Source organism: Variovorax sp. P1_H2 (assembly GCF_056405295.1).
This window is the reverse complement of sequence record NZ_JBFUCJ010000031.1, coordinates 1-20,564: the sequence shown is the minus strand read 5'-3', so window position 1 is coordinate 20,564 and position 20,564 is coordinate 1. Positions and strand designations below refer to the sequence as shown.

The following is a 20,564-nucleotide window of genomic DNA, read 5'->3' as shown; positions in this document are numbered from 1 at the left end:
GGCGCCGTTCTCGCCGGCTGCGCCCACCCCATCGTGGTCAGTGCCGAGAAAACGCCGGAACGCGTCGAGTCCCAGCTGATCCAGAAGAAGGTCGCCTATGCAATGACCGATGCGGACCGCGCCAAGCAGGTGATCACCGAAGGCGGCGGCGGTGACCGTGTCAGCTACTACCCGTATCGTGATCTGGAAAAGGCGATCCGCGAATCGTTGCGATCGGTGTACGCGGACGTGGTTGTGATCCGTTCGGCAGCCGATGCCAACGACGCCACTGGCCAGGAAGTCACTCGTGTGCTCGTTGCTGGATCGGGCGACGCGGAGTTCAGCGAATTCAAGAGTAACTTAAGCCTCGCGGCGAGCCGTGCGGGCACGGACCTCGCCAGCAAGCTGAGTGCCGACATCAGGGCCAACGAAAAGCTACGCTGAAGCGCCTGAAAATGAGCGGCCGCCGTTGCAAGGCCTTTCATCCAACCAGCGGCCCGCTCCGCATTCCCTCCGATCCGGAGGAAGCGCGACGCCCTGATGCAGCTTTTCGCGGGCGCAATCGGCTCCTACAAGAAGCTCCACTCCCATCGAACCGTGACGATTGCGGATCCCGCCGAGGCCCAAGAAATGGTCTTGCTCGCATCGCATCTGCTCCGGATCGTTGACGCGCGCCGCGCCGTCGTCAACCGTTCGCCGACCTCGTCGTCAGCCCTTGATACCAATCCTTGACGCTGCGCGGGTCGGCGCCGCCGGCCCCCTCCAGCAATGTGTCGACCGCGGGTGCGCGGCGGCGCAGAATCCGCTCGAGCGACCTACACGGACGCGAGATCGATGAATTGGAGGGTCCGATGATTCGCGAGCGCGAGCGCTTGAGCCGGAAGAAGTATGCCGAGCTGCAGATGAGCTACCTGATCGCTGGCTCGGCCGCGGGGGCTCTGGTGTTCGTTCTGCTCGCGACATTCGCGGGCGCCGGCTTCTATGGCAACGGGCTGATCTGGATCCTCGGCATGATCGCCTGCGGCGTGATTGGCATGCTGATCGCGGGTGCCGTATTCGACAGCCGGTTCTACACCCGCAAGTAGTCCTCATACCTTGATCCGCGCCCTCTTCCTGGCGCCAGGTCGGGATAGGCCAGGTAGAACTGGCGGAAGCGGATCAGGTTGCTGCGGCTGAAGCCCTTGCCGTGGCGCAGGCCGAGGTCGGCGGCCAGGGTGTCAATCAGCGCCTTGCCGTACTCGGCGCGCACCTGCCTGGCCTGCTCGAACTTGACGGACGAGCGGCTTCACTGGACAACACGCCTGGAACTATTCCCCAGGCGCCCGYGGAACCCTCTTCCTCCCCACCCCCACACCCCCCAGCCCCCGCAGCCCGCACGATGCGCCGAAAGGTAGGGCATTCCATGTGGCTAGGCGCGGGGCAGGCGGCGGCGTGCCGCAGGCCGTCGCGCATGGCGCTCAGCTTGCGGATCGTCCGGTCGAGCTCGTCCGCCTTGGCCGCGAGCATCTGGCGGTCGATGCGCGGCTGCCCCTCGGGCGCGAACATGCGCGCGATCTCGTCGAGCGAAAAGCCGGCGGCGCGCCCCAGCGCGATCAGCGCCAGCCGTTCCAGCACGCCGGGATCGAACAGGCGGCGCAGCCCGCGCCTGCCGGTGGAGGCGATCAGCCCCTTTTCGTCATAGAAGCGCAGCGTCGATGCCGGAACGCCGGATTGCTGCGCCACCTCGGCGATGTCCAGATGTCTCACCCTCTTGACCTCAAGTCGACTTAGCCTCCGCCTCCCTCGAGGGCAAGCAAAGGAAGACGACCATGGATGCCACGCCATAGACCGACAACGAGAAGACCGCGCTTTGGAACGGCCGCGTCGGACGCGCCTGGGTCGACGCACAGCAGGTGCTCGACCAGTGCGTATTCCGGCGAACGTGACCAACGATTCCGCGCCATCGTGACCGGTCGTCATGCGTGCTGAGCTGAAAGGCGAATGGAATCTTCCGAGAGTTCGGATGCAAGGCCAGAAGCTGCTCGTTTCCCGCCTTGCCCGCTGTAGCCTCCGAGCCGATTCAGTCAAACATGGAGGCGTACATGGCGGTGACGGCGATCGGCGGCAGCTACGATGGATTTCAGAGGTGGAAAGAAGGCATTGACCGAGCAGGCAGCGATTGGGACTACTACGATTCGTCAAGCGGAGAGGTCCACGATGAAGACCATTTTCTCGGGATGCGTCGCCACGCTCGCGTTGAGCTTCGCTTCAGCTTCGCTCGCCGGTCCGCCTTGCGCGGGTAGCTATCCGAGTTGGGGGCGCGCGTGTTACGGCAGTGTCAAGATCACTGCCAAGTCGATCGCATGGCAAGCGCAGTTCAGCAATTGCGAGGCCAGCCCATATGAAGTCATCGCAAGCGACCTTGGGGGTGAGAAGCCCTTCGTCGTCTACAGGTTCAAGAAGCGCAGCAAGGCCTGCCTGTACGGGGTCATGGAGATCGCAAAGCAAGGCGGAGACCATTGGGCTGCGATCGGCTATCGCTCCGTCGAAGACTACGACCAGCGTCATGACGATCCGGGCTCTTCCGACTACTGTCCATTGGGCCCGATGCCGTCCCAGAGCTGCAATCTTCCCCTGGTCCGCGATAGGAAATAGCGGCGGCGGCTCGCTTGAGCCGGGCGCAGCTCAAGATCGGCTTTCTGGCACTTTGGCTTCAGGGCGCTCGGTCATGGCATGGCAGCCTGCAACATTGGCGCCACGCGAACGCGAACTAATCTCCCAGCGCCTTCGCAACCTTCTTCCTCCCAGCTCCCACACCCCCAGCCCCCGCAGCCCGCACGATCCGCCGAAAGGTGGGGCATTCCAGATGGCTAGGCGCGGGGCAGGCGGCGGCGTGCCGCAGGCCGTCGCGCATGGCGCTCAGTTTGCGGATCGTCCTGTCGAGTTCCTCCGCCTTGGCCGCGAGCATCTGGCGGTCGATGCGCGGCTGCCCCTCGGGCGCGAACATGCGCGCGATCTCGTCGAGCGAAAAGCCGGCGGCGCGCCCCAGCGCGATCAGCGCCAGCCGTTCCAGCACGCCGGGATCGAACAGGCGGCGCAGCCCGCGCCTGCCGGTGGAGGCAATCAGCCCCTTTTCGTCATAGCGGGCCAGTCGCCGACCCCTCTCCAGGCACCGACAGTCCACTGGACTGTTTGTGGCCCGGCTCGCCACCCGCACCTGATTCGCTTCCACGACGTGCTGGCGCCCATTACCGCTCAAGGCTTGCTACATGAGGCGAGCGCATCCGCTGAGGCCGCGCAGAAACCTAGCGCAGGGCCCCGAAATCAGACCTTCACGGTCACCTTGAGAAAGGTGGCGGCGATGACCGTGGAGCCAGCGCTCGGGCTCTTGTTCTGCTGGGTTGCCAGCGCGATACCTGCGCGACGAAGGTCGGATCTTTCGGAGTCCAGTTGCCAATCACGATCCGGCCGCCGCGCCTGGCGACACGCACGAACGCCTGGCCACGTCGAACGGCTTCGGCGCGAACATCGCGCCGAAGATGCTCACGACAAGGTCGACGGAGCGATCGGCGATGCCTTCGAGGTTCGATGCGTCGCCGTGCCGGAACCTGCAGTTCGTGAGGCCCGCGGCGCGCGCGCGTTGCCCGCGGCAACCAGGTTGCGGGCAATGTCGACCTGTCGGCAAGCGCATCGTGACGACGATCGCCCGGTTCACTCGACCTTGAATTCGATGACGTACTGGCCCGGACCGCTCGGCCCCGCGGTATAGGTGAATGACTTTCCTGCCAGCGAGGCTGCCGCGCCGGTCGCGAGCTTGTAAATGCCTTGGCCCGTGCCGACGAAGCCCGAGACCTTTCCGTCGGTCATGGTCAGGGCGTTCTTGAACTCGCCGAGCACGATGACCACCAAAGCTCCCGGTTTGCGCACGACGGCTTGGCCGGAGAGTCCCGTGCCGGCGATCTTGTCCCATTCATAAATGATGTTTCCCGTCAAGATGCCCCCATCCAATGGGGCTCCTTCGATGCGGCAGTTCTGCAGAAGTACTGCGAGCGAATGGCCCTCCCGGTCACCGATGGGCTCGAACGGGTTCGCGCCGACGTTCTGGCACAGTGCCCGGTAGCTGATGGCGGTCTGCGCCGTGGCGGTGGCACCCATTGCGCCGAGGGCGAGCGCGGCGACGACATTCTGGAACGCTGCAAGTGGTCTCATCGGTCTTCCTTGGTGGTGAACATTGTGGGATTTGGCGCAGCGGCAGCGCCTTGGCGCGCTGGCCCGTGAACGAGGGTTAGGATGGGCGCCGGGCCGCGGTTCGGTCCCGAAGGAACGCCGAATGGACGCCGAAATCTCGCCGAAAGTCGGATCCCCGCCTGGCACGATGGCGAGCGGCGACCGTTGCGAGATCAACGCCTTCGATCGTTTTCAACTCGACTTGCGTCGCGGAACGCTTCGCTCGGCCGAAGGCGAGATTGCACTGCGGCCGAAGACCTACGCGTTGCTGTGCTACTTGCTGGCACATGCCGGTCGGCTTGTTTCGAAAGACGAACTGCTGGAACAGGTATGGGCGGGCACGGTGGTCACCGAAGACTCGGTGGTCCAGTGCGTAGGCGAATTGCGAACGGCGCTCGGCGCGCGCGGGCCGGTGCTGGTCAAGACCATACCGCGGCGCGGCTACCTGCTCGACGTGGTGGTTTCGTCGAGTGCGCTGGCGTCCAAGCCGGATTCGAGCGATGCGGCCGCGGCAAGCGTCGCAAATACCCGCTCGGCAGGAGGCCGGATGCAACAGCGGCTGGTGCTCGCCTTGCTGATCGCGCTCTCTCTGGTTGGAGGGGGAGTTGCGTGGTGGCTGCAACAGGGCCGCCCGAACATTGACAAAGCCATCGCGGCCACCCGTGTCATCGCCATCCTGCCCTTCAGCGATCTGAGCGAGCCGGTGTCACCGGCGTTCACCGAGGCGGTCGTCGAAGACCTGACGGTCGCAGTCGCGCAGCTTTCGGAAACGCTCGTCATTTCCACCGGCTCGACAGCCGGATTCGGCGATGCCAAGGTCGAGGCGTCAGGGGCGGCGAAGGCCTTGGGTGCCACGCACGTTCTGACCGGCAGCGTACAGCGGGACGGAGAGTCGGTGCTGATCCGCGCCCAGTTGCGCAACGCCACGGAGTCCACGGTCCTGTGGAGCGAACGCTTCGAATACACCGGTGCGGCGCACTGGGACTGGCAACGCGACATCACGCAGCGTGTGGCCAACGCGTTGGACACCCGGCTTCGGGACGCACACGTTCCGCACGCAGCGCATGCCGGCTATGCCACGGGCGCGATCGAGGCAACGCAGAAGGGCGACTATCTGCTTCGGCACGCCAAGGTGCGTGAGGATCTGCACCGCGCGAGGCGCTTGTTCGAGACGGCGCTGGCGACCGATCCGGACTCGGTCGTCGCGCTCGACGGGTTGGCCTTTACGCACATCGCCGAGGTGTCGCACCGCTGGAGCACGGAGCGCGAAGCGCAAATCGAGGCGGCCTCGAAGCTGCTTGACCGCTCGCTGGTACTCGCGCCCAACTACGCGATGACGCACTACGGCCGCAGCCAGATCCTGTACGTGCGGGGTCGCATCGACGAGGCCGCTCAGGCCTGCGAGCAGGCCCTCGCGCTGTGGCCGAACCACATCTACGCGCTGCAGCGATTGGGCTTCTACCGCCTGCAGCAAGGTCGACCGGCGGAACTGTTCGAGCCGGTCCAGCTTGCCTTGCGCTTGAATCCGCTTGACAGCCAGTGGGCTTCGCAAGGGCACTTCTTTCTCGGAATGGCGCAGTTTCATCTGCGACGCGACGAAGACGCCTACGCGGAGATGCGCAAAGCCGCGGCGGCCAATCCAAGCAACGGCTTTCCCTGGCAGTGGATGGCGGTCATCGACGCCTTGCATGGCCGCGACGAACCGGCGCGGTCCAACCTGGCCTCGTTCCAGAAGCTCATTCCGAATCAGACCGTGAGTGGCCTGAGGGCGACCGAAAGCTCCAGGAGCCCTGCGTTCTGGGCTGAGCGCGAGCGCTTTTACGAGGGTCTGAGCAAGGCCGGCCTGGCGCCTTGACGCCTGATGGCTGGGCAGTGCGGCGCCGACACGGCGTGCCTAAAACGCGACGGAAGGTGGGGCACTCCAGGTGGCTCGGTGCGGGGCAGCCCATAGAGGCAGCCCCAACCCACTGACCAGCCCGGTCCGCTGATTCGCGAAGGCACCCGGTCGCTTACTTCACCAGCAGGACGGGCACCTTCGACAGGTGCACGACCTTCAGCGTGATCGAGCCGACCAGCAGCTCGCGCAGCGCATCGCGCCCATGCGTGCCCATCACGATCTCGTCGCAATGCAGCGCATCGGCCAGCCGGGTGACGACCTCCCCGACATGGCCGACTTCGGCGTGGGCGCTGTACTTCACACCGGCCGCATCGAGCAGCGAACGGGCTTCGCGCAAGGCCTTCTCGCTCTCTTCGGCGTGAAACGTGGCGATCTGGTCGTGGCTGGCGAACTGGATGATCGCGCGGGTCAGCGGCACCTGCACGTTCACCAGGTGGATCTCGAGATCGTCCGGATTGCGGTAATTGGCGCGTCGGGCGAGGACATGCTGGACGGCGTGCCGGGAGCATTCCGAGCCATCGATGGGCAGCAGAACCTTCTTCATGATGTCACCCCCTTTCCGGTGCGACATCGCTGGGAGGCCCGGCACCGGTCGGGCGAACTCGCCACGATTATGCGCGGCGGTGCGCGAGCGCACCAACGGTCAATCGTCGCGCGCCGCGGCCCGCGCGGCGGGCGTCGCCACCTTGCGCCGGCGCAGGTACAGCTTGAGCAGTTCCATCGCCACCGGAGAGGCGAAGAAAAACGGCAGCATCAGCATCCAGTCGCTCGGCGACAGCGGCACGGTGTCGAAGAAGGGTGCCAGGAAGGGTACGTACACCACGCCCAGCACCAGCACGAAGGACGCCGCGACCGCGGCCACCATCCAGCGGTTCGAGAACAGGCCGATCGCGATCACGCTGTAGCGCTCGGACCGCGCGGCAAAGGCACGGAACAGCTCCGAGGTGCACAGCGTCACGAAGGCCATGGTCTGCGCGGCTTCCAGGTGGTCCGGATAGCGCTGCAGCGCGAGATGGAACACCCCCAGGATCGCCAGCACGTCCACCGCGCCCACGACCCCGATGCTGAACGCCATGTCGCGGTTGATGACCGGTTCCTTCGGCGAGCGTGCGGGCTGCTTCATGATGTCGTCCTCGCCTTTTTCCATGCCCAGCGCGAGCGCAGGAGCGCCGTCGCTGACCAGGTTCAGCCAGAGCAGTTGCACCGGCCGCAGGGGCATCGGCATGCCGACGAGCATCGCGCCGAACACGATCAGGATCTCGCCCACGTTGCAGGCGAGCAGGAAGTAGACGAACTTTCGGATGTTCGAGTAGATGATCCGCCCCTGCTCGATGGCGGCGACGATGCTCGCGAAGTTGTCGTCGGTGAGGACCATGTCGGCCGTCTGCTTGGCCACGTCGGTGCCCGTGATGCCCATGGCGACGCCGATGTTGGCGCGCTTGAGCGCCGGCGCGTCGTTCACGCCGTCGCCGGTCATCGCCACCACGTGGCCGCTCGCCTTGAAGGCGTCGACGATGCGCGTCTTGTGCTGCGGCGACACGCGGCAGCAGACGTCCAGCCGCTCGGCCCGCGCCGCGAGTTCGGCGTCGGAGAGCCTGTCGATCTCGGCGCCCGTGAGCACCAGTCCGCCGGGCGTGCTCAGGCCGATGTGGCGCGCGACGGCCTCGGCGGTGTCGCGATAGTCGCCGGTCACCATGACGGTCTTCAGCCCGGCACCCTTGGCAACCTTCAGCGCTTCGATCACTTCGGGCCGCGGCGGGTCGATCATGCCCAGCAGCCCGACGAAGACGAGGTCGTGTTCCACCGTCTCGGGGCTGAGCGTCTCGGGCATCGCCTCCAGCGCCCGGAACGCCACGGCCAGCACGCGCAGCGCCTGGCCCGCCATGTCGCGGTGCTGCTCGAGGATGGTGTTGCGCATCGCCGCCGCGAGCGGCACGACATGGCCGCCGTCGAGCATGCCCGTGCAATGCTCGAGCACCACGTCGGGCGCGCCCTTGACAACCGCCGTCAGCGGCGGGTAGACGAACCCGGTTGCGGCACCATCGCCCGCATTGCGATGGATCGTCGTCATCCGCTTGCGCTCGGAGTCGAACGGAATCTCCTGCACCCGCGGCATCGTCTTCGCGAACGCGTCCTGCAGGTAGTCAGCCTTGGCCGCTGCGACGATCATCGCGCCCTCGGTCGGATCACCGATGATGGTCCACGACCGTGAGCCCGACTCGTCGGGGCGCTCCTCCAGCTGGGCGTCGTTGCAGGCGATCGCGCCCTGCACCAGCGCCGAAGCGTCGGGGCTCGTGCGCGGGTCGAAGGCCTCCTCGCCATGGAAGAACGCACCCTTGGGCGCGTAGCCCTCGCCCGTGATGCGCAGCCGCCGGCCACCGGTCCAGGCCTGGACGACCGTCATCTGGTTCTGCGTCAACGTGCCGGTCTTGTCCGAGCAGATCACGGTGGCGCAGCCCAGCGTCTCCACAGCCGGCAGCTTGCGGATCAGTGCATGGTGCTTGAGCATGCGCTGCATCCCGACCGCCAGGCAGATGGTCACGATGGCCGGCAGCCCTTCGGGCACCGCTGCGATCGCCAGGCTGACCGCGGTCATGAACAGGCTGATGATGTCCTTGCGCTCGGCCTCCAGGTAGTTCATCAGGCCGATCCTCGCAACGTCGGCGATGTGCGTATCGCGGAACAGGCCGTACACGAAGACGATCGCGCAGATCGTCAGGCAAGCGGTGCCCAGCACCCTGCCCAGGTGCTCGAGCTTGGCCTGTAGCGGCGTGCTCTCGTCCTCGAAGGACTGGATCATCTGCGCGATCAGGCCGATCTGCGTGTCCATCCCGGTGCCGGTGACCAGGCCCTTGCCGCGACCGTAGGTGACCAGCGTGCTCATGAAGGCCGTGTTCTTGCGGTCGCCGAGCGGGATGTCCTTGTCCAGCACCACAGCATGGTCCTTCTCGACTGGCACGGATTCGCCGGTCAGCGAGGCCTCCTCCACCTTGAGATTGAAGCATTCGAACAGGCGCAGGTCGGCCGGCACGAAGTTGCCGGCTTCGATCAACACCACGTCGCCGACCACGATCTCGCGGCTCGGGATCGACAGACGGTGGCCGTCTCGGATCACCTGCGCATTGGGCGCGGCCATCTTCTTCAGCGCCGCCAGGGCCTGCTCGGCCTTGGACTCCTGGATCACGCCGACCACGGCGTTGAGCACGACGATGACCATGATGGCGATCGAGTCGACCCATTCGCCGAGTAGCAGCGACACCACGGCCGCGATCACGAGGATGATCACCAGGTAGTTGTTGAACTGGTCCCACAGCAGGGACCAGAAACCCGGGCGCGGGCGTTCCGATAGTTCGTTGGCGCCCAACCGCCCGAGTCGCTCCGCTGCCTCGCGAGCGGTCAGGCCCTGCTCGAGATGGGTCTCGAAGTCGGCGACGAGCTGATCGATCGGCTTGCCGTGCGAATCGCGGTCGTGCATGACGGGCTCCTGGTCATTGCGCGAGTGTCGCGCGCCGCGGAGCGGATGGAAATCGGAGTTTTGCACGGCGCCGCCGCGGCGCGAGACGGCGGCTTCGAAGCCCCCGCAGCCCGCACGATGCGCCGAAAGCTAGGGCATTCCATATGGCTAGGCGCCGGGCAGGCCGCGGCGTGCCGCAGGCCGTCGCGCATGGCGCTCAGCTTGCGGATCGTCCGGTCGAGCTCGTCCGCCTTGGCCGCGAGCATCTGGCGGTCGATGCGCGGCTGCCCCTCGGGCGCGAACATGCGCGCGATCTCGTCGAGCGAGAAGCCGGCGGCGCGCCCCAGCGCGATCAGCGCCAGCCGCTCCAGCACACCGGGATCGAACAGGCGGCGCAGCCCGCGCCTGCCGGTGGAGGCGATCAGCCCCTTTTCGTCATAGAASCGCAGCGTCGATGCCGGAACGCCGGATTGCTGCGCCACCTCGGCGATGTCCAGATGTCTGCTCACCCTCTTGACCTCAAGTCGACTTGAAGTTGCACAGTCTAGCTTCCGCCTCTYGAGGGCAAGCRAAAAAAGGAARACGACCATGGATCTCACGCACCACCAGACCGACAACGAGCAGACCGCGCTTTGGAACGGCCGCGCCGGMCGCGCCTGGGTCGACGCACAGCAGGTTCGACCAGATGCTCAAGCCCTTCGAAGACCGGCTCGYCGAAGCGGTCCGCGCCGGGGCCGGGCAGCGGGTGCTCGACGTCGGCTGCGGCACSGGCAGCACGACGCTCGCCGYGGCGCGGCRGCTCGGCGCCRAGGGCCACTGCATCGGCATCGACATTTCGGAGCCGATGATCGCCGCCGCCCGGGCCCGCGCCGAACGGGAAATAGGCACGCCGGCCCGCTTCATCCGCGCCAACGCGCAGACCCAGGCGTTCGAGCCTGCAAGCTTCGACATGATCATTTCGCGCCTCGGCGTCATGTTCTTCGACGACGCTGCCAGAGCCTTTGCGAACCTGCGGCGTGCCGCAAGGGATGGCGCCGAGCTGCGCTTCGTCGCCTGGCGGAGTGCCGCGGAAAACCCGTTCATGACGACGGCGGAGCGCAGCGCGGCAGTTCGCCTTCGCAGACAGCGCTCATGACCGCGCTCGATAGGCTCAATGCGCGCTACGGTCGCGGCACCTTGCACGTGGCCAGCACCGGCGCGACGGTCATCCAGCGCGACTGGGAAATGAAGCAGGAGCGGCGAACGCCCAACTACACGACTGTGTGGGCTGAGATGCCCACCGTTCGAGCGTAAATTGTTCCGGCATACCGAAACAAATGCCTTCAGCGACGCGTAGGGGTCATTGTTCCGTAATGTCGAAACTAATAGTGGATTTTCAGCTTTCGGTTTATAGTTTCGGAAAACCCGAAACAATATGGCGCGCACACTTCCTGAATTCCAGCAGAACCTGAGTCCAGCCGCTGCATCCCTCGAGCAACTCGGCAAACTCGTGCGAAATCGACGCGCCCAGTCGCGCATGCGCATCGACGACGCTGCTTCCCTCAGCGGAGTCTCCAGTGACGTGCTTTCGCGTTTGGAGAACGGCAAGCCGGTGACCGCGGACAAGCTCATGCTGGTGCTGGAGAGTCTGGGCCTCCGCATGCTCGTCGTGCCCAAGACCGACATTCCTGCCCTCGAAGCAGTGCTTGGCCTCTCTGCGAGTGAGGGTCGGTGATGGACGGGTACATCCTGGGCGTGTACGCGGGAGCCGTGCGCGTCGGCACGTTGGGCTATGACCAGGCTCAGGATGCCTTCCAGTTCGACTACGACGCTGCCTGGCTGGCGTTGCCAAGCCGGTACCCACTCTCGCCACATCTGCCCTTGGAGGGCGGCGCGGCGCCGCAGGCCATCCGCCGTTTCCTGGAGAACCTGCTCCCTGAAGGCGAGGCACTGGTTGTGGCGGCCAACGATGCTCGCGTGGCGCGCAACAACGTCTTCGGGCTTCTTCGCCACCTCGGACATGAGACTGCTGGCGCGCTGAGCTTTGTCGCTGCCGGCCAGGTGCCGGCTGAGCAGGAGCCACTGCGCCGGCACCTGCCGTTCGAAGAACTGCAGGCACGGATCGACAACCGCGCGAACGAACCCTTCAACCGGTGGGACGGCAAAGCGCGCATGTCCATCGCGGGGCACCAGGACAAGCTTCTGGTGGCCATCGAAGAAGACCAACTGTTCCTGGTCGACGGGGCGCTGTCGTCTACGCACATCCTCAAGCCAGAGCCTGCGCGCGAGGAAGCGAGGTTCATGGTGGCCAACGAGCATTTCTGCATGCAGCTGGCCAATCGCATCAGCATGCGGCGCTGGAAGGCGCCTGGTGCCGCGCACGTGAGCATCCTGCGGGTACCGTCGCCGGTCTTGAGCATCGAGCGATTCGACCGCCGCAGGACGCCGGACGGTGTCGAGCGGTTGCACATCATCGATGGGTGCCAGGCGCTGGATTTGTCGGTGAGTGCAAAGTACGAGCGTAACGTGGGGTATCAACCGGAGGTGCGGCACATTCGCGATGGAGCCAGTTTCGAAAAGCTCGGCACGCTCAGGCCCGGGTTCGTCGAACCAGCGCTGGGGATGCAGCGCCTGGTCCTTTGGGCGGTCACGACCCTGCTCTTCGGCAACAGCGATTCGCACGGCAAGAACATCTCGTTCTTCGTCAACCGCACAGGGCTCACCCCGACGCCGCTGTATGACCTGGTGAGCGTCGTGCAATACGCGGCGTTCCATCACGACCTGGCGATGGCATTCGGGGATGAGTTCGAGCTGGAAGCAGTGCGCTCGTTCGCGCTTGCAGACTTCTGCGCGCGCTTGGGCATTGAACGCAGGTACTTCGCACGCGAGCTGACGCGACTCTGTGAGTTCGCACTTCAAGAGGCGCCGGCGCAGGCGGCGGACCCCGCGTACATGGGAGAGGAAGTCGCTTTCGTGCAGGGCCTTGCTCAGTTCGTGGCCACCCGAGCGGAGGCCTTGTTGGCCATGGCGCGCGACATCCCGAAATTCGCTGCAGGCAACTTGTAGTTGCATCGTGACGACGATCGCCCGCTTCACTCGACCTTGAATTCGATGACGTACCGGCCCGGGCCGGTCGGTCCCGCGGTATAGGTGAATGACTTTCCTGCCAGCGAGGCTGCCGCGCCGGTCGCGAGCTTGTAGATGCCCTGGCCCGTGCCGATCAAGCCCGTGACCTTTCCGTCGGTCATGGTCAGGGCGTTCTTGAACGTCCTGCAATCAGCCCAAAGTTTCCTGTTCGAGCTGGCCTTCGGTCATGGCTGTGCGTCGGAGTCGTCGAGGGCACCGAGCGTGCCCAAATCGTTGGCCAGCTCCGCTTCGATCGCGGCGATGCTAGGCAGGCTGTGTTCCAGCGCATCGGGCAGATCGCGCAGCAACTGATACTCGGCCACGCCGATCGGCTTGTCGATGCCTGACAGCGCGTATTCGGCGACCAGACGGTTTTGTTGCTTGCACAGCAGCAGGCCGATGGTGGGCTTGTCGTCGGGGGCCTTGATTTGCACCGAGTTCCAGCAGGAAGCGCGTGATGTGGCGGATCAGACCGTTTTCGATCTCGCGCTCATGCGCGTCATCACCCAGGCCCAGAAAGTCGAACAGGTAAGGGTCTTTGAGCGTGTCGTGCGCCAGTGCCGAATCTGGCGCCGGCAGGCGAGCCTGAAAGTTGGTGACCGCCGTGCCCTGGCGAAGGTGCAGACGGTTCTTGATATTCAGCGCCAGCGTGCTGCGCGACCAGCCTTGCTGCACCGTCTGTTCGGCGTACCAGGCGCGATCTGGTGTCGCATCCAGCTGGGTCAGCAGGGTGACGATGTGGAACCACGGCAATTGGTCAGCGGGCTGCTGACCAAATTGGCCGTCAGGGCAATGCTGGGCAAAAAACCGCATGTACTTGAGGTTGCTGGACGACCAGCCGCGCATGTCCGGAAACGCGTCCTTCAGGTCGCGCGCCAAGCGGTCGATCACCTTGGCGCCCCAGCCCTCGCGCGCCTGCCGCGCCAGGACGTCGCGGCCGATCTGGCGGAAGCCGAACGGTTCTGGAATTTCCCCTATGCGGCGGTGGAAGAGGCGGTGGTGAACGCGGTGTACCACCGCTCATATGAAGAGCGGGAGCCGATCGAGGTGCGCGTGAGCCCCGACGAACTTGTGGTGGTGAGCTACCCAGGCCCCGACCGATCCATCAGCATGAGCGACCTGCGCGCCGGGCGTGCCGTGAGCCGCCGCTACCGCAACCGCCGCATCGGTGAATTCCTGAAGGAGCTGGACCTGACCGAGGGGCGAGCCACGGGCATTCCGAAGATCCTGAAGGAGATGGCGAGCAACGGTTCTCCTCCCCCGCTGTTCGAGACCGACGTTGATCGAGCGGCTTTCGTCATCCGGCTGCCGGTGCACTCAGGCGCGCGCGCGGCCAGGGAAGTCACCACGGAAGTCACCACGGAAGTCACCACGGAAGTACGCCGGGTCGTCGCGGCCATGAATGGTGAGCTGTCACGCCAGGAACTTCAGCGCCTGCTGAGGCTGGCGAATGCCGAGCATTTCCGAAAGGCCTATTTGTTGCCGGCGCTGGCCAGCGGCGTGCTGGAAATGACGCTTCCGGAGGCACCGCGCAGCAGCAAGCAGCGCTACCGTCTCACCGCAGCTGGCCAGCGGGTCAAGGAACGCCTGTGAGGACGCGGGCATGAGCGAGGCGAGAACCTGTTCGAGGCCTTTCCCAATGTCGCGCGCCACCCCGATCGCATCGGCCGGTAGGCGGAGCGTTCGGCATGGCAGCCTACAACAGTCGCGCCACGCGAACGCGAACTAATCTCCCAACGCCTTCGCAACCCTCTTCCTCCCCACCCCCACACCCCCAGCCCCCGCAGCCCGCACGATGCGCCGAAAGGTAGGGCATTCCATATGGCCAGGCGCCGGGCAGGCGGCGGCGTGCCGCAGGCCGTCCCGCAAGGTGCTCAGCTTGCGGATCGTCCGGTCGAGCTCGTCCGCCTTGGCCGCGAGCATCTGGCGGTCGATGCGCGGCTGCCTCTCGGGCGCGAAAAATTGCGCGCGATCTCGTCGAGCGAGAAGCCGGCGGCGCGCCCCACCGCGATCAGCGCCAGCCGCTCCAGCACACCGGGGTCGAACAGGCGGCGCAGCCCGCGCCTGCCGGTGGAGGCGATCAGCCCCTTTTCGTCATAGAAGCGCAGCGTGGATGCCGGAACGCCGGATTGCTGGACACGCCGGCCAGCTTCATCCGCGCCGACGCGCAGACCGCATCTTGTCGCACGAAATCCCGGCAACAGGACGGCCGTCCAAGACGCACCTGAATCCGCCCAGCAACCCGAGTTGGAGGCCGTGATCGGGGGGGGGTCGGGCGGGTTCAAGGTCGGCCGTGACTATATATCGGGGGGGCCAAACGTGCGAACGATTGGCGAACGGTGGCTCGGTACCGTCAAGGCATGCGCATCAAGACAATCGAGTCCGGTCGCGATCGGCATGTTCTTCGGTCAAAAGCTGCGCGGGCCGCCCTGGGAGATCGTCATGAAGTCAATCCGCGGAACTCACGCAGCGATGTGTGTCTGCATTGCGTTCGTCGCATCCGGGTGTCACGAGCTTGGCAGCCCATCGGTGGTGCTGCCGGCCAAAGCGGTGGGCCACCAGCTTGCGCAAGGGGAGCCCGGTGCCTACATCGGTGACGTCTTCTCGGAGGTCCAGAAGGCGCTCGCGGCCCTCCCCCGGAACGAGCCGGACCTCATGCCGTATGGAGAATGAGGCATGAACCGGCTGGGGGCCGCCCTGTTGCTGGCCGGCCTGATGGCCGTCGGCCCAGCCCGCGCCGATGGCGAGTGCCACTCGCTCAAGCAGGTCGTCAAGCAAAGCTCGGAAGCCGGCTATGCCCGCTTTCTGTATGCGAACGAGATCGCCAACGACGACAGCGCCTTCAAGGGGATCGCCACGCGCAGCGCAGGCGCGTCGCGCGTCCGCAAGGAGCTCGAACGGATGGTCGAGGTGTCGCTCGACGCCGGGACCTTCGCCGGGCAGGAAGTGGCCAGAGGCGCCATCCAATCCGGCGCGGAGGATCAGTACATCGCCCAGTCCCGGCTACGGCTGCATGCGGGCCTGACGCGCTACCGCGCGAACGCGGCCTGGCTCGTGCTGATGGTCAACCCATCGACCAGGAAGGGCATCGTGCTGGTGCGCCAATACGAATTTCCGCGTCACGGGCTCGCCGGGCTCATGAATGGCGCCGACCAGGTGTGCCTGCGAGTTCGGCTCGAGCAAGTGGCTCGATGGTCGGCCGAGCAGCCCGCGACGGCGGAGGCGCTGCTCGGCGGCCGCGAGCGGCCCGACTGCGGATTCGCCTCCGGTGCAGGCGTGAACTGCTCGGGTCTCTCCGGCCAGCTCGAGCTGGCTGCGTTGGAGGGCGAATCGGTGTTCGCGACGGCGAAGAGCCGATCGGTGCTGTGGGTCTACACGCTCAATCAGCGGACCGGAAAGGGCCGGGCGCTGCATGTGGACCCCAATGGCACGGCACTCGTCGACACCTGGCTCTTCAATGTCGACGCGCCGATGTGATGGGGTCTGCCCCACATGCTCGGGCTTGCGAACGATTGGCGAACGACGGCGCAGTAACTTCGGCCAGCTTCATCGAAGATCAAACCGACCATAGGAAGGAACAAGCCATGAGTTTTTCTCGCCATCATTCCGCCGGCCCAAGAAGGCTCTTGACCGCTGCATTCCTTGGCTTCGCCGCTCTCGTCCACCAGCATGCGCTCGCTCTCGAAATCAACGATGGCAGCGTCTATTTTTGTCCGTCAATGACAACTGCGGCGGGAGGGGAAATGAATGGAATCATGTGCGATGCGGAGCATTGCTACAACAGCCGATCGCCCAAACTCGGCACTGCACAACGGCTCTTTCTGGAATCCGCGAAAGAGAAGTGCCGCTACTTGTCGGATCAGGAAGTCAAGCTCTACTGGCCTGAATACGCGCCCACAACCGCGTCGGTTGCCCAACCCACCGCCAAATAGCAAGCCAGTCAGAGCAGTCGTCGACGGGCGTAGCGGACCACCGTCACGCCCGCCTTGGCCTGGCGCGTCGAGGGCATGACGAGCACGCAGTCGTCATACGGCGTGACCACCGGCTCGCCGTCATTCCAGCCGATGACGGTAGTTCCGCGGCGCGCCGCCGCTCCCGTGTATCGCCGGCCTCGATGCGTTCGGGCGACTATTGGCGGTTGAGGTCCTCGTCGACAAAGCGCGAGGCATCGTGGCTGGCCGGATCGAAGCAGCCGAAGGCCTCCAGGTTGCAGAACGCCAGCGTGAGGCGGCCGCGCTGCGGGCGTACCCCGGCGTCCAGCAGCCCCTTGAGCGCCCATGCGCCGCACAGTTCGTTGCCGTGCACGAGCGCGCTGATCATCACGTGCCGACCGGGCTGGTCGGCCTCGAAGCGCCAAACGCCTTCGACGCCGGTGTTGCCGGCACGCCAGGCGGTGATGTCGGGGGCGGGGAGTTGAAACGACAACACGGGCACGCTCATTCCTTGATGTTGGCGAACTTGACGATGTTCTTGTACTTGGCGGTTTCGGCGGCGAGAAACTTGTTCACGTCCACCGCCGAAGTTGGCACGGTCGAACTGGTGGCTTCCATCTTCTTGCGAAAGTCGGGGGACTGCAGGGTCTCGTTCAGCGCTGTCGTCAGCCGGGCCTGCACCGGCTCCGGCAACCTGGCCGGCCCCATCAGCACGAACCAGACACCGATGTCCAGGTCCTTCAGGCTCGGGCTTTCGCTGAGTGCGGGCAGATCGGGCGTGATGGCCGAACGCTTGGCCTCGGTGGTGCCCAGTGCCACCAGCTTGCCGCTGCGGATATGGGGCAAGGCGCTGGAGAGCACGAACACGCCGAAATCGATGTTGCCGCCCAGCAGGTCGCTGGTCAGCGGCGCCACGCCACGATAGGGCACGTGGGTCATGAAGACGCCGCCCCGTTGCTTGACCAACTCGCCGGCCATCAGCGACGGCGAAGGGGCCTGTCCAGCTTGAGGAGATCCTGATCTGTCAATGAAGAGCATGATGGCGGTCGAGCCCCGTGCTGCAGGCGAATTCACTCGTCACATTGTTCAATAGGAGAAAGACCGTGAAACAATTTCAGTGGACTTCAAACTTGCGTTGCACCGTCGCGGCGGCGCTTGCATTGGCGGGCGCAGGGCAGCTGCATGCATTCTCGCAAGCGCCCGTTGCGGCCGAAAACGGCATGGTAGTGAGCGCGCAGCACCTCGCAAGCAAGGTCGGCGCCGACGTGCTCAAGCGCGGCGGCAACGCGGTCGACGCGGCCGTCGCCGTGGGCTACGCGATGGCTGTGGTGTATCCGGCGGCGGGCAACCTCGGCGGCGGCGGCTTTATGACCGTGCAATTGGCCGACGGCCGCAAGACCTTCCTCGACTTCCGCGAGAAGGCACCGCTGGCCGCCACCGCCAACATGTACCTTGACAAGGAAGGCAACGTCATCAAGGGCCTGAGCACCAAGGGCCACCTCGCCGTGGGCGTGCCCGGCAGCGTCTCGGGCATGGAGTACGCGCGCGAGAAGTACGGCACCATGAAGCGCGCCGCGCTGCTCGCCCCGTCGATCCGGCTGGCCAACGAGGGCTTCGCGCTGGAACAGGGCGACATCGACCTGCTCGACACCGCCACGGCCGACTTCAAGGAAGACCCCGCGTCGGGCGCCATTTTCCTGAACAAGGGCAAGCCGTTCGTGGCCGGCCAGAAGCTGGTGCAGAAAGACCTCGCGAAGACGTTGAGGGAAATCAGCGTCAGGGGCACGGACGGCTTCTACAAGGGCTGGGTCGGCAACGCCATCGTGGCGTCGAGCCAGGCCGGAAAGGGCCTGATCACGCAGGCCGACCTCGACCAGTACAAGACCCGTGAACTGGCGCCCGTCGAGTGCGACTACCGCGGCTACCACCTCGTGTCAGCGCCCCCGCCGAGTTCGGGCGGCGTGATCATCTGCGAGATACTCAACATCCTCGAAGGCTATCCGCTCCAGGATTTGGGCTACCACTCGGCCCAGGCCGTGCACTATCAGATCGAAGCCATGCGCCACGCCTATGTGGACCGCAATAGCTACCTCGGCGATCCGGACTTCGTGAAGAACCCGCTCGACCGCCTGCTCGATAAGAACTATGCAGAGAAGATCCGGGCCGTCATCGACCCGAAGAAAGCCGGTGTCTCCAAGGATCTCAAGCCGGGCGTGCCGCCGCATGAAGGCAACAACACCACGCACTACTCGATCGCCGACAAGTGGGGCAATGCGGTGTCAGTGACCTACACGCTGAATGACTGGTTCGGCGCCAAGATCACGGCCGCCAAGACTGGCGTGTTGCTGAACGACGAGATGGACGACTTCACCTCGAAGATCGGCGTGCCCAATCTCTACGGCTTGGTGCAGGGCGAAGCCAACGCCATCGCCCCTGGCAAGCGTCCGCTGAGCTCGATGAGCCCGACCATCGTGAGCAAGGATGGCAAGCCCGTGTTTGTCGTCGGTACGCCTGGCGGCAGCCGCATCATCACGGCGGTGCTGCTCACCATACTGAACGTGGTGGACTACGGCATGAACGTGCAGGAAGCCGTGGACGCACCGCGCTTCCACCAGCAATGGCTGCCCGACGTGACCAACGTCGAAACCTTCGCGCTCAGCCCCGACACGCGCAAGATCCTGACCGACATGGGCCACAATCTGGGCGTGCCCCAGCCGGCAAACCACCTTGCGGCGATCATTGTCGACGCCCCCTCGCTCGGCGGCAAGCCGGTGGCCGGCAACCGGTTCTACGGCGCCAACGATCCCCGCCGCAACACCGGGCAGGCGCTCGGGTACTGATGCGGATCGATCGGATCCTTGAGGGCAAGCAAAGGAAGACGACCACGGGGCGCAGCGGACTGATTGACTCGCAGACATCGGCCGCCGACTTGCTACTCGCTGACCGAGTCGTGGAATTCTTCGTAGAGCTTCTTCACGCTCGTCCCGTTGAACGTCCAGTAGGGCGACGGCTGGATCGCGGTGTCGGGCGCGAGTCCGAGAACCTTTCGGGTCGCGGACGTCAGCGACTGCTCTTCGCCTTGGTAGACCACCCTCGTCTCGCTCACAACCTGGGCCTCCGCCTGGCCATCTCTTGAGAGCAGGATGGAGCCGGGGGGATCCCGAGATCGCTGAAATTCATGCGCGGACGACGGTCCTTCATCTGCTGGGCGGATTGCTTGTCCGCCGAGGTGACGTCTGCCTCGATCTGCTGTTCGACCTGGCCGGTAATGTCCTTCACCTCCAAGAGCTTCAAGACCGCGACAACCCGCTCCGACTCGATGCGGAAGAACTCTAGCCGAAGTCCGTGGACCCAGTGCGGCCGGCGCGCTGCCCGACCAGAGGCGACGCGCAAGCTTCTGGACGAGCCACTGCCATCGAGCAGGCAATAGCGCCTTGCCGTACGGGCGCGCACCTGCCCGGCCTGCTCGAACTTGATGGATGAGCGGCTTCACTGGACAACGCGCTTGGAACTACGTCCCGGGTGCCTTCGCAACCCTCTTCCTCCCCGCCCCAACACCCCCAGACCCCGCAGCCCGCACGATCCGCCGAAAGGTAGGGCATTCCATATGGCTAGGCGCCGGGCAGGCGGCGGCGTGCCGCAGGCCGTCGCGCATGGCGCTCAGCTTGCGGATCGTCCGGTCGAGCTCGTCCGCCTTGGCCGCGAGCTTCTGGCGGTCGATGCGCGGCTGCCCCTCGGGCGCGAACATGCGCGCGATCTCGTCGAGCGAGAAGCCGGCGGCGCGCCCCAGCGCGATCAGCGCCAGCCGTTCCAGCACGCCGGGATCGAACAGGCGGCGCAGCCCGCGCCTACCGGTGGAGGCGATCAGCCCCTTTTCGTCATAGAACCGCAGCGTCGATGCCGGAACGCCGGATTGCTGCGCCACCTCGGCGATGTCCAGATGTCTCACCCTCTTGACCTCAAGTCGACTTGAAGTTGCACAGTCTAGCTT

At 65.4% G+C, this 20,564-nt stretch carries 25 protein-coding genes and 6 pseudogenes; 14 read left to right on the top strand and 17 right to left on the bottom strand.

What is annotated here, in order from left to right; genetic code table 11:
* The first annotated feature begins 33 nt into the window (after positions 1 to 33).
* From AC1D2E_RS13370 to AC1D2E_RS13360, 3 genes are read left to right on the top strand one after another with little or no spacing between them, the layout of a single operon-like run.
* Positions 34 to 423, top strand: a complete 390-nt coding sequence (locus tag AC1D2E_RS13370; RefSeq protein WP_478197832.1) for a hypothetical protein — start codon at positions 34 to 36, stop codon at positions 421 to 423.
* Between the two features lie 39 nt (positions 424 to 462).
* Complete coding sequence (locus AC1D2E_RS13365; RefSeq protein ID WP_478197871.1) at positions 463 to 711, top strand: TIGR02391 family protein; 249 nt, start codon at positions 463 to 465, stop codon at positions 709 to 711.
* Positions 708 to 1,064 carry a hypothetical protein gene (locus AC1D2E_RS13360; protein WP_478197831.1) on the top strand — a complete coding sequence of 119 codons (357 nt, stop codon included), beginning with the start codon at positions 708 to 710 and terminating at the stop codon, positions 1,062 to 1,064. The genes AC1D2E_RS13365 and AC1D2E_RS13360 overlap by 4 nt, the downstream gene beginning before the upstream one ends.
* Here the strand turns inward: AC1D2E_RS13360 and AC1D2E_RS13355 are convergent.
* Positions 1,049 to 1,228, bottom strand: coding sequence for a DUF1016 N-terminal domain-containing protein (locus AC1D2E_RS13355; RefSeq protein ID WP_478197830.1), 180 nt, complete (start codon positions 1,226 to 1,228; stop codon positions 1,049 to 1,051). The genes AC1D2E_RS13360 and AC1D2E_RS13355 overlap by 16 nt on opposite strands.
* Before the next feature lie 95 nt (positions 1,229 to 1,323).
* Positions 1,324 to 1,725: pseudogene (locus AC1D2E_RS13350) on the bottom strand (helix-turn-helix domain-containing protein); the annotation flags it as partial.
* A 450-nt stretch (positions 1,726 to 2,175) separates the two neighbouring features.
* Here AC1D2E_RS13350 and AC1D2E_RS13345 point away from each other — a divergent pair.
* Positions 2,176 to 2,613, top strand: coding sequence for a hypothetical protein (locus AC1D2E_RS13345; RefSeq protein WP_478197829.1), 438 nt, complete (start codon positions 2,176 to 2,178; stop codon positions 2,611 to 2,613).
* A 115-nt stretch (positions 2,614 to 2,728) separates the two neighbouring features.
* Here the strand turns inward: AC1D2E_RS13345 and AC1D2E_RS13340 are convergent, their stop codons facing one another.
* The 3 genes from AC1D2E_RS13340 to AC1D2E_RS13330 form a co-directional block, all read right to left on the bottom strand.
* Positions 2,729 to 3,142, bottom strand: a complete 414-nt coding sequence (locus AC1D2E_RS13340) for a helix-turn-helix domain-containing protein (RefSeq protein ID WP_478197870.1) — start codon at positions 3,140 to 3,142, stop codon at positions 2,729 to 2,731.
* 273 nt (positions 3,143 to 3,415) lie between these two features.
* The gene (locus AC1D2E_RS13335) at positions 3,416 to 3,673 is read right to left on the bottom strand and encodes a hypothetical protein (protein ID WP_478197828.1); all 258 of its coding nucleotides are present in this window, start codon (positions 3,671 to 3,673) and stop codon (positions 3,416 to 3,418) included.
* The gene (locus AC1D2E_RS13330) at positions 3,670 to 4,167 is read right to left on the bottom strand and encodes a hypothetical protein (protein WP_478197827.1); all 498 of its coding nucleotides are present in this window, start codon (positions 4,165 to 4,167) and stop codon (positions 3,670 to 3,672) included. Before AC1D2E_RS13330 ends, AC1D2E_RS13335 begins: the two co-directional genes overlap by 4 nt.
* Positions 4,168 to 4,288: 121 nt before the next feature.
* Here AC1D2E_RS13330 and AC1D2E_RS13325 point away from each other — a divergent pair, with 121 nt between their 5' ends.
* Entirely contained in the window at positions 4,289 to 6,040 is a 1,752-nt protein-coding gene (locus tag AC1D2E_RS13325; RefSeq protein ID WP_478197826.1) for a winged helix-turn-helix domain-containing protein, read from the top strand.
* Between the two features lie 154 nt (positions 6,041 to 6,194).
* Here AC1D2E_RS13325 and AC1D2E_RS13320 read toward each other — a convergent pair whose 3' ends face one another.
* The 3 genes and pseudogenes from AC1D2E_RS13320 to AC1D2E_RS13310 all read right to left on the bottom strand — a co-directional run.
* Positions 6,195 to 6,626 carry a universal stress protein gene (locus AC1D2E_RS13320; RefSeq protein ID WP_478197825.1) on the bottom strand — a complete coding sequence of 144 codons (432 nt, stop codon included), beginning with the start codon at positions 6,624 to 6,626 and terminating at the stop codon, positions 6,195 to 6,197.
* Positions 6,627 to 6,725: 99 nt separating this feature from the next.
* Positions 6,726 to 9,557 carry a cation-translocating P-type ATPase gene (locus AC1D2E_RS13315; RefSeq protein ID WP_478197824.1) on the bottom strand — a complete coding sequence of 944 codons (2,832 nt, stop codon included), beginning with the start codon at positions 9,555 to 9,557 and terminating at the stop codon, positions 6,726 to 6,728.
* A gap of 65 nt (positions 9,558 to 9,622) precedes the next feature.
* A pseudogene (locus tag AC1D2E_RS13310) lies at positions 9,623 to 10,045 on the bottom strand (helix-turn-helix domain-containing protein); the annotation flags it as partial.
* Between the two features lie 79 nt (positions 10,046 to 10,124).
* Here AC1D2E_RS13310 and AC1D2E_RS13305 point away from each other — a divergent pair.
* From AC1D2E_RS13305 to AC1D2E_RS13290, 4 genes and pseudogenes are all read left to right on the top strand, one after another.
* A pseudogene (locus AC1D2E_RS13305) lies at positions 10,125 to 10,644 on the top strand (class I SAM-dependent methyltransferase); the annotation flags it as partial.
* A gap of 23 nt (positions 10,645 to 10,667) precedes the next feature.
* Positions 10,668 to 10,829, top strand: a complete 162-nt coding sequence (locus AC1D2E_RS13300) for a DUF4113 domain-containing protein (RefSeq protein ID WP_478197823.1) — start codon at positions 10,668 to 10,670, stop codon at positions 10,827 to 10,829.
* A gap of 121 nt (positions 10,830 to 10,950) precedes the next feature.
* Positions 10,951 to 11,250 (top strand): helix-turn-helix domain-containing protein, encoded by a 300-nt coding sequence (locus AC1D2E_RS13295; RefSeq protein ID WP_478169443.1) that lies wholly within the window; start codon positions 10,951 to 10,953, stop codon positions 11,248 to 11,250.
* Entirely contained in the window at positions 11,250 to 12,581 is a 1,332-nt protein-coding gene (locus AC1D2E_RS13290) for a HipA domain-containing protein (RefSeq protein ID WP_478197822.1), read from the top strand. The genes AC1D2E_RS13295 and AC1D2E_RS13290 overlap by 1 nt, the downstream gene beginning before the upstream one ends.
* A gap of 26 nt (positions 12,582 to 12,607) precedes the next feature.
* On the opposite strand, the gene AC1D2E_RS13285 is transcribed toward AC1D2E_RS13290, so the two are convergent.
* From AC1D2E_RS13285 to AC1D2E_RS13275, 3 genes and pseudogenes are all read right to left on the bottom strand, one after another.
* On the bottom strand, positions 12,608 to 12,763 hold the full coding sequence (locus tag AC1D2E_RS13285; RefSeq protein ID WP_478197821.1) for a hypothetical protein: 156 nt from the start codon (positions 12,761 to 12,763) through the stop codon (positions 12,608 to 12,610).
* A gap of 63 nt (positions 12,764 to 12,826) precedes the next feature.
* On the bottom strand, positions 12,827 to 13,075 hold the full coding sequence (locus tag AC1D2E_RS13280) for a PDDEXK nuclease domain-containing protein (RefSeq protein WP_478197820.1): 249 nt from the start codon (positions 13,073 to 13,075) through the stop codon (positions 12,827 to 12,829).
* A gap of 51 nt (positions 13,076 to 13,126) precedes the next feature.
* Positions 13,127 to 13,532, bottom strand: a pseudogene (locus AC1D2E_RS13275) (DUF1016 N-terminal domain-containing protein); the annotation flags it as partial.
* Between AC1D2E_RS13275 and AC1D2E_RS13270 the strand changes: the two are divergent.
* Positions 13,434 to 14,234 (top strand): Fic family protein, encoded by an 801-nt coding sequence (locus AC1D2E_RS13270; RefSeq protein WP_478197819.1) that lies wholly within the window; start codon positions 13,434 to 13,436, stop codon positions 14,232 to 14,234. The pseudogene AC1D2E_RS13275 and the gene AC1D2E_RS13270 sit on opposite strands and share 99 nt — an antisense overlap.
* Positions 14,235 to 14,366: 132 nt before the next feature.
* Here the strand turns inward: AC1D2E_RS13270 and AC1D2E_RS13265 are convergent.
* Positions 14,367 to 14,812 (bottom strand): annotated as a pseudogene (locus tag AC1D2E_RS13265) (helix-turn-helix domain-containing protein).
* Between the two features lie 226 nt (positions 14,813 to 15,038).
* Here AC1D2E_RS13265 and AC1D2E_RS13260 point away from each other — a divergent pair.
* From AC1D2E_RS13260 to AC1D2E_RS13250, 3 genes are all read left to right on the top strand, one after another.
* Positions 15,039 to 15,314 carry a hypothetical protein gene (locus AC1D2E_RS13260; RefSeq protein ID WP_478197818.1) on the top strand — a complete coding sequence of 92 codons (276 nt, stop codon included), beginning with the start codon at positions 15,039 to 15,041 and terminating at the stop codon, positions 15,312 to 15,314.
* Positions 15,315 to 15,317: 3 nt separating this feature from the next.
* Positions 15,318 to 16,118: a hypothetical protein gene (locus AC1D2E_RS13255; RefSeq protein WP_478158518.1), complete on the top strand. Its 801-nt coding sequence runs from the start codon at positions 15,318 to 15,320 to the stop codon at positions 16,116 to 16,118.
* A 107-nt stretch (positions 16,119 to 16,225) separates the two neighbouring features.
* On the top strand, positions 16,226 to 16,573 hold the full coding sequence (locus tag AC1D2E_RS13250; protein ID WP_478197817.1) for a hypothetical protein: 348 nt from the start codon (positions 16,226 to 16,228) through the stop codon (positions 16,571 to 16,573).
* A gap of 199 nt (positions 16,574 to 16,772) precedes the next feature.
* Here AC1D2E_RS13250 and AC1D2E_RS13245 read toward each other — a convergent pair.
* Together AC1D2E_RS13245 and AC1D2E_RS13240 are read right to left on the bottom strand one after the other, a co-directional pair.
* Positions 16,773 to 17,081, bottom strand: a pseudogene (locus AC1D2E_RS13245) (M14 family metallopeptidase); the annotation flags it as partial.
* Complete coding sequence (locus AC1D2E_RS13240) at positions 17,078 to 17,611, bottom strand: Bug family tripartite tricarboxylate transporter substrate binding protein (RefSeq protein ID WP_478197816.1); 534 nt, start codon at positions 17,609 to 17,611, stop codon at positions 17,078 to 17,080. The pseudogene AC1D2E_RS13245 and the gene AC1D2E_RS13240, both read right to left, overlap by 4 nt.
* A gap of 182 nt (positions 17,612 to 17,793) precedes the next feature.
* Here AC1D2E_RS13240 and ggt point away from each other — a divergent pair, with 182 nt between their 5' ends.
* Positions 17,794 to 19,413 carry a gamma-glutamyltransferase gene (ggt, locus tag AC1D2E_RS13235; protein ID WP_478197869.1) on the top strand — a complete coding sequence of 540 codons (1,620 nt, stop codon included), beginning with the start codon at positions 17,794 to 17,796 and terminating at the stop codon, positions 19,411 to 19,413.
* A gap of 92 nt (positions 19,414 to 19,505) precedes the next feature.
* On the opposite strand, the gene AC1D2E_RS13230 is transcribed toward ggt, so the two are convergent.
* The 3 genes from AC1D2E_RS13230 to AC1D2E_RS13220 form a co-directional block, all read right to left on the bottom strand.
* Positions 19,506 to 19,679: a hypothetical protein gene (locus AC1D2E_RS13230; RefSeq protein ID WP_478197815.1), complete on the bottom strand. Its 174-nt coding sequence runs from the start codon at positions 19,677 to 19,679 to the stop codon at positions 19,506 to 19,508.
* Positions 19,676 to 19,867 (bottom strand): hypothetical protein, encoded by a 192-nt coding sequence (locus AC1D2E_RS13225; RefSeq protein WP_478197814.1) that lies wholly within the window; start codon positions 19,865 to 19,867, stop codon positions 19,676 to 19,678. The genes AC1D2E_RS13230 and AC1D2E_RS13225 overlap by 4 nt, the downstream gene beginning before the upstream one ends.
* Before the next feature lie 217 nt (positions 19,868 to 20,084).
* Complete coding sequence (locus AC1D2E_RS13220; RefSeq protein ID WP_478197868.1) at positions 20,085 to 20,522, bottom strand: helix-turn-helix domain-containing protein; 438 nt, start codon at positions 20,520 to 20,522, stop codon at positions 20,085 to 20,087.
* Positions 20,523 to 20,564: the final 42 nt, after the last annotated feature.